Genomic DNA, 7,166 nt, shown 5'->3' on the forward strand with positions numbered 1-7,166 from the left:
TTCCCGCAGACGGGCCGCGCCCTCCCCCGCCAGCCCATGGACGAGCGGCGGACCGCCGGGTTCCCCCCGCGCGCAGAGGACGAGCAGCGTCATCGCCGCACCGCAGAGGGCCGCGATCCCCGCGCAGGCCGCCGCGGGGGGCCCGTCCGGCCGGGAGGGCAGGCGCGCGGGCGCGGCGGTCACCGCGCTGCCGCCGCCCACCACCTCGGCGAGAAGGCCGGGGGCACCCTCCGCGAGGGCGTTGGCAAAGGCCGCCGCTACTTCGGCGGAGGGGGCGGACGCCTCGATCCGCACCACGCCGGTCCCGCCGAGCGCCGTAACCGACACCCCCCGCCGCAGCTCGTCGGGAGTCCCCGCGAGGCCGCACCGCGTCGCCGCGCCGGAGACCGCCTCGTCGCCCGAGAGCAGCAGGGCGCAGGTGTCCGCGAGCTTCTGCGCGGCGGAGAGCTCCCCCGCGCCCACCTCCCGCGAGGAGGAGACATAGACGAGCGCCCGGGCGGTGTACCGCCCGGGCAGCAGGGCGAACAGCGCGTACCCGGCCACCCCGCAGGCGAGAAAGGCGGCCAGCAGCGCCCGCCAGCGCCAGCGCGCCGTCCGCCACAGTTCCCCAAACGTCAGCTGCTCACCCATGTCCGTCCCTCCGCTGTCGAATCTTGTCGATTTTGCCCTTCACAGTCTTTTTTATTTTACCACATCCGGAGCGGGATTGGTAGGCCCGACAACCGGGCGTGGCCGCTTTCCCGCCCGGTTGAAGCGCGCGCGTATTTTGGGTATAATAGGGGTGGATTTGATTCCCGCAAAAGGAGGCGGCCACATGGACAACCGGCGGATGCTCTTTCTCATCAACCCCCACGCGGGCAAGGCGGAGATCAAGGGGAAGGCGCTCGACCTCATCGACCTGTTTGTGCGCGGCGGCTGGGAGGTCACGGTGCACACCACCCAGCGGCGGCTGGAGATCGCCGACCTGCTCCCCCGCCGCGCCGGCCAATACGGGCTGATCGTCTGCTCGGGCGGCGACGGCACCCTCAACGAGACGATCACCGGCCTGATGCGCTGCCCCCCGGAGGGGCGGCCGCCCGTCGGCTACATCCCCGCCGGCACGGTCAACGACTTCGCCTCGAGCCTCGGCATCTCAAAGAACATGCACGAGGCCGCCGCGACGATCCTTTCCGGCGAGCCCTTCCTCTGCGACGTGGGCGCGTTCGGCGACCGCTATTTCAGCTACATCGCGGCGTTCGGCGCCTTTACCGACGTCTCCTACCAGACCCCCCAACAGTCGAAAAACCTGCTCGGCCGCGCCGCCTATTTCCTCGAGGCCATTTTGCGGCTGCCCGCCGTCAAGGCCTACCGCATGTCCGTCACCCACGACGGCGAGACGGTCGAGGGCGAATTCCTCTTCGGCATGGTCACCAACGCCACCTCGGTCGGCGGCTTCAAGCTCCGGGCGGGCGCGAACATCTCGATGAACGACGGCCTGCTCGAGGCGGTCTTCCTGCGCAACCCCAAATCCGCGCTCGAGGCGCAGGCCCTCATCGGCGCCGTGCTGCGCCAGGAGTACGACTCGGAATTCGTCACCGCCTTCCGCACCACCCGCCTCACCGTGCGCGCAGAGGAGAAGGTCCCCTGGACCCTCGACGGCGAGTTCGGCGGCACCGCCCGGCAGGTGCGCATCGCCAACTGCCCCCGCGCCATCCGGGTGATCACCGCCCCCGCCAGGACCCCGGCGGAGAACGCCTAGCGCGGCCCGCGCCGCACGCCCCCCGGCGCAAAAGGCCCCCCAAACGGGTTTCCGTTTGGGGGGCCTTGATCCGCCTCGCGTTATTTGGTTGTCGTCTTGACCCGTTTGTCCGAGAGGATGTAGGTGGTCAGCGTCCGGGTCTGGAGCTCAAAGGCGTCCTCGTCCGAATTGTAATAGACGGTGCGGGTGATGTCCTTGAGGTTGCCCTTGCTGTCCGCCGTGTAGATGTAGACGTCCCCGGGGTCCACCTCGTCGTAGGCGAAGGGGTTGTTGAGCGAGAGGGTGGCGCGGCTGGTCGCGTCGATCGTCGCGGGGGAGAATTTGCGGATGACCGCGTCGGTGTTGCGGAACTTGTTCGAAAGCGCGGTGGTCGGCCAGCTCGTGGTCAGGCGCGCCAGGAATTTGCGGGGGTTGTTGTTCGCGCGGAAGGTGAGGGTCGCAACCGTGTCCTCCCCTTCAAAGGAGATCTCGTTGACGCTGTTGCGCTCCGGCTTGATTGTCACGCCCTTGGAGCCGACCTCGACCGTCGCGTCCCCCTCCTCCTGCGGATTGGCCACATAGAGGTTCCCGGTCAGGGTGAGCTTGTCGTTCTGCTTTCCGTCGAAGAACCGCAGGTATTTGAGGGTGTTCACCGTGGTGCCGTTGTCGTTGACCGTCTGCACCTTTTCAAACTCCCCCTCGGAGACCTTGCGCTTGCCGTAGCAGAGGACGACCGGCTTTTTCGTCGTGAAGGTCGCGGTGAACTGGACCTTCACCTCCTCCGGGACCGCCGTGTCCGCCAGCTCGACCGCCAGGTAGGCGCGGCGCTCGCTCGTCTTGTAGGCGGCGTAGTCCTTGCCGGTCGGGTCCTGCTGGTTGGGGATGTAGACGGTCGAAGCGCCCGACGTGCCGGTCAGCTTCTTTTCGACCAGCTTGATCGATTTGATCAGCTTGCCGTTCGAGGTCTTGCGGGTGGAGAGGCGGAAGTTGGACGCGCTGTCCACCCACGCCGCCATCGTCTCGGGCAGCGCGTAGTAGATCGTCTGCCCGGGAGAGACGGTGTCGTTCGCGTTGAACTGCCTGCCGTCCCCGTTGACCGGGTTGCCGGTGACCTTGTAGATCGCATACGACTGCGAGCCGGCCGCGGGGCCCGCGGCGAGCGCCGGGGCCGCGAGGGATAAAATCGTCACGGCCGCGAGGATTGCCGCCAATAATTTTTTCATCTTGATCGCCCTTTCTTCGGTGAGGTTTCACACATACAGTGTTCACACAACTGGAAATCACTGCATCGGTTTTCCCCTTCGGAAAGGAAATCTTCCGGCCGCTCAGTCCCGCCGCGCGGAGACGAGCAGCATCATCGGGCGGCGCATTTCGTCCTTCATGCCCGGCAGGCCGAGCATGTTTTCGGGCGGCTGCGGCTCCACCAGCCGCCGCACCGAAAAGCCCTCCTCCAGCAGGGTGTTCACATAGGTCGTCAGGGTGCGGTGGTATTTGGTCACCTTTTCGCCGAGGAAGACCGCCTCCCGCCTGCCCTCGTAGTAGTAGTTGTCCACCGGGAAGTGCAGGATCTCCCCGTCCGGGCCGTAGTACCAGTCCTGCGTGCCCTGCGCGGTGAAGACCGGGTGCTCCACCGAAAAGACGAAGTCCCCGCCCGGCGTAAGCCAGCGGCGGATTTTTTTGACGAGCGCCGGCCAGTCCGCGATATAGTGGAAGGCCAGCGAGCTGAGGACAATGTCGAACGCGCCCTCCGGATAGTCGAGGTCCTCCATCGCGGCGCACTCGTAGCGCACGGCGGGGGAACCGGTCTTCTCCCGCGCCACCTCGAGCATCTTGTGCGAGATGTCGGTGCCGACCACCTCGGCCGCGCCGTGCTCCGCCGCCCAGATGCAGTGCCAGCCGTAGCCGCAGCCGAGGTCAAGCACCCGCCTGCCCGCGAAGTCGGGCAGCAGCTTTTGCAGCGCGGGCCACTCCCCCGCCCCGTCGAGCCCCTTCTGCGAGCGGAACATCTCGCCGTACTTCTGGAAAAATAAATCGTCGTCGTATTTGTTTTCTTTCATGTAAATTCCTTCCTTCTGTTGAAAGGGGCCTTTTTCTCTTGCAAAAAGGCCCCTCTTGCCGCCCGCGGCGGCAATTCACCCGAAAAATGCGCTTCTCGGGAGCCCTTTGCCGCGCCGCCTTTTGAAAAAGGTGTCGCGAAGCGACGGCCCGGATGGGGTCACCATTTGCCCGCAGGGCAAGTGGCGGCGAAACGTTTTAGCGAGCGGGCGAAAATCTTTGTCTCACGGGCCGCGCGTGCGGCGGGCCGCCGCGGCCGGCCTGAATCAAACGTTTTGAGGGGGGCCGGGGGACCTTTTTCAAAAGTTCCCCCGGGACATCGCCCACTGCGCGAGCGAGGCGACGGCCGGGATGGTAAAGATCGAAAGCAGCGTCGACAGCGCGACGAGCTTGGCGCCGTACTGCGCGTCCCCGCCGAAGCGGGTGGGCATCATGACGGTGGAGATCGCCACCGGGCAGCTCACCGAGATGACCATGGCGAGCACGACGGTGGGCGCGCCGTCGAACCAGCCCGGCACCCCCGCGAGCAGCATGAGCCCGAGCATGACGAGCGGCAGGCCGACCAGCCGCACAAACGCGGTGAAATAGAGGCGCAGGTCCCGGAGGGTCTCCCCCACCGCGAGGTCGGCGATGAGCACGCCGGTGATGACCATCGGCAGCGGGGTGTTCATGCCCGAGAGGAAGCCGAGGGTGTCGAGCAGGAGCCCGGGCAGGCGGATCTGCAAAAGATAGAGCAAAACGCCGAGCGACGCGCCGAGCACGCCGGGGGAAAGCAGGATCTCCTTCCAGCGGATCCGGCCGTCCCGCCGCAGGAGCATGACGCCGTGCGACCAGATGTAGATATTGAAAATGCCGATGTAGATGGCGGCGAAGATCATGCTGTCCTCCCCCATCGCGGCGGTCATGAGCGGGATGCCCATGAAGCCGCAGTTGGAGCTGATCGCGCCCAGCCGGGCGACGGCGCTGCGGTCGTCGCCGTCCCCCCGGTGGGGGAAGAGCGGCCTGGTGAGCAGCGCGGCCAGAAGGTGGAAAACCGCGACAAGCAGGGCCGACAGCGCGATGGAGGCGGCCATTTCGGGGTGGAAATCCCGCTGGAAGACGTTGACGAGCAGCGCGGGGGTGATGATGAAGAGGGCGAAGTTGGAAAACTGCCGCGCCGACTCGACCGAAACGATCCCCTTTTTCCGGATGAAGACGCCGATCGCCATGAGCAGGAACATGACCCCCACCTGCCCGGCCAGCTTCTGCGCGATCATTGGCGCCCCTCCGTTTCCGCACAGAGCTCGGAGAGCTCCGCCCATTCCTCCATCAGCGCGGCGAGCGCCGCGCGGTTTTCCTCGATCTGCGCGCAAAGCCCGCTCACCCGCTGGTAATCGCTCGACACCTCCGGGTCCCCAAGCTGTTCCTGCGCCGTGTCGACCGCGAGCTCGAGATCGGAGATCTCCTGCTCCACCTCGCACAGCCGCTTTTTGCGCGCCACCTGTTCGGCGCGCTGCTTTTTGGTGCGGTGGAAGGCGTTTTCCGTTTTGGGCTTCTCCTCCCGCACCGGCCGTTCCGACTGGGCCTCCCGGCGCTTCGCCCGGTAGCTCTCATAGCCGCCCTCATACCAGACGAACCCCTGCGGGGTCATCTCGACGATGTGGTCGGGCATCCGCGATAGCAGGTACCGGTCGTGCGAGACGGCCAGAATCGTCCCCTCGTATTCCATCAGCGCCCGGTCGAGCACCTCCTTGGTCGCGAGGTCGAGGTGGTTGGTCGGTTCGTCGAGCAGCAGGACGTTGCCGCCCTCGTACATCATGATGGCGAATTTGAGCCGCGCCTTTTCTCCGCCCGACAGCATCCCCACCTGCTTGTAGATCGATTCCCCCGTGAACCGCAGCCCGCCCAGCACGTTGCGCAGATCCTGCTCATAGGTCGCGGGGAAGCGGTCCCACAGCTCCCCGATCACCGTTTTCTGCGGGTGCAGGTCGAGCTGCTCCTGCTCGAAGTAGGAGACCTTCGTGTTGCGGCCCCAGCGCACGCTCCCCGTCTCGGGGCGGAGCTTCCCGAGCAGCACCTTCAAAAAGGTGGACTTCCCCACCCCGTTCGCGCCAACGAGCGCCACCTTCTGCCCCTTGAGCAGATCGAAATCCGCCCCCGCGCAGAGGATCTTGCCATCCTCCCCCGCGCGCAGCGTCAGCCCCTCGGCGTGGAGCACGTCCTTGACCGGCTCCTGCTCGTACCGGAAGGCCATCTTCACCGGCAGCAGCGGCGCGGGCGGCTTTTTGACCGGCTCCATCCGCTCGAGCATCTTTTCGCGGCTCTTGGCCATCGCCGCGGTCGTCGCGCGCACCTTGTTGCGCGCGATGTAATCGGTCAGCTTGGCGACGTTCTGCCGCTGCATCTCATATTCCTTGAGCTGCCGCTCGTAGAGCGCCTCCCGCGTATGCATGTATTTGGTGTAATTGCCCTTGTAGGCGGTCACATGCAGGTTGGCGACCTCCCACATCTTCGAGCAAATTTTATCTAAGAAATAGCGGTCGTGCGACACGACGACGAGCGCGCCCTTGTATTCCTGCAAATAATCCTCCAGCCACTGGAGGGTCGGGAAATCCAGATGGTTGGTCGGCTCGTCGAGCATGAGCAGCCCCGGCTCGGTGAGCAGGAGCTTGGCGAGCGCAAGGCGGGTCTTTTCCCCGCCCGACAGCGTCCCGCAGACGGTGTCCATCTCCCGGTCCGCGAACCCCATTCCGTTTAACACCGTCTTGATCTTCACGCCGATGTTGTAGCCGTCGTTCGCTTCAAAATAGGCCAGCAGCCTGCCGTATTCCGCCGACAGGCCGGCATATTCCTCCGTGCCGTGGTCGGCGTGCCGCTCCATCGCGGCCGCCAGCTCTTTGATGCGCGCCTGCGCGTCCAGCAGCGGCCGGAACACCGAACGCATCTCCTCGTAGATCGTGTTCGCGCTGTCCACGCCGCTGTTCTGGCGCAGAAAACCGAGGGTCAGCCCGCTTTTGACCGCGCGCTCCCCCTCGTCCGGGCTCATATCTCCATTCAGCACATTCAGCAGGGTCGATTTCCCCGCCCCGTTCGCGCCGACAAGACCGATCCGGTCCCCCTCCTCCACCTTGAGGGACACCCCCATAAAGATGATCCTGTCGGCAAAGATCTTGCTGACGTTGTCCAGTGATAGCAGCATTTGGTTGACTCCTTTTTTGCCGCTCGCCGCGGCGGGGATTTCTTTGGTCTGCCGCTCGGAGAGCGGCAGAGATTGCCGGGACCCGCCCCGGCGGCGGTTTGAGATTTGCCGCGCTGCGACGGCCCGCAGGCCTAGTGCCGGAGGCGTGTCCCGCCGACGGCCGCCCGGCGGGGCTTTAGATGCGCTCCTCGCCTGCGGCGAGCGCCGCAGAGCGGC

Annotated in this window: 6 protein-coding genes; 1 reads left to right on the forward strand and 5 read right to left on the reverse strand. The window is 65.8% G+C overall.

Annotated features, from left to right (window positions below):
- The coding region (locus RCI06_RS13770; RefSeq protein ID WP_306576387.1) for a hypothetical protein at positions 1 to 630 on the reverse strand (630 nt) is incomplete at its 3' end.
- A 184-nt stretch (positions 631 to 814) separates the two neighbouring features.
- On the opposite strand from RCI06_RS13770, the gene RCI06_RS13775 reads away from it, so the two are divergent.
- Complete coding sequence (locus tag RCI06_RS13775; RefSeq protein WP_101548071.1) at positions 815 to 1,738, forward strand: diacylglycerol kinase family protein; 924 nt, start codon at positions 815 to 817, stop codon at positions 1,736 to 1,738.
- 80 nt (positions 1,739 to 1,818) lie between these two features.
- On the opposite strand, the gene RCI06_RS13780 is transcribed toward RCI06_RS13775, so the two are convergent.
- From RCI06_RS13780 to RCI06_RS13795, 4 genes are all read right to left on the reverse strand, one after another.
- Positions 1,819 to 2,940, reverse strand: a complete 1,122-nt coding sequence (locus tag RCI06_RS13780; protein ID WP_306576388.1) for a hypothetical protein — start codon at positions 2,938 to 2,940, stop codon at positions 1,819 to 1,821.
- 102 nt (positions 2,941 to 3,042) lie between these two features.
- Positions 3,043 to 3,774, reverse strand: a complete 732-nt coding sequence (locus tag RCI06_RS13785) for a bifunctional 2-polyprenyl-6-hydroxyphenol methylase/3-demethylubiquinol 3-O-methyltransferase UbiG (protein WP_306576389.1) — start codon at positions 3,772 to 3,774, stop codon at positions 3,043 to 3,045.
- A gap of 297 nt (positions 3,775 to 4,071) precedes the next feature.
- On the reverse strand, positions 4,072 to 5,028 hold the full coding sequence (locus tag RCI06_RS13790) for an AEC family transporter (protein ID WP_306576390.1): 957 nt from the start codon (positions 5,026 to 5,028) through the stop codon (positions 4,072 to 4,074).
- Positions 5,025 to 6,950, reverse strand: a complete 1,926-nt coding sequence (locus RCI06_RS13795) for an ABC-F family ATP-binding cassette domain-containing protein (RefSeq protein WP_306576391.1) — start codon at positions 6,948 to 6,950, stop codon at positions 5,025 to 5,027. Before RCI06_RS13795 ends, RCI06_RS13790 begins: the two co-directional genes overlap by 4 nt.
- Positions 6,951 to 7,166: the final 216 nt, after the last annotated feature.

The sequence above is a fragment of the Anaerotruncus massiliensis (ex Togo et al. 2026) genome (assembly GCF_030825285.1).
GTDB classification, from domain to species: Bacteria; Bacillota; Clostridia; order Oscillospirales; family Ruminococcaceae; genus Anaerotruncus; species Anaerotruncus massiliensis.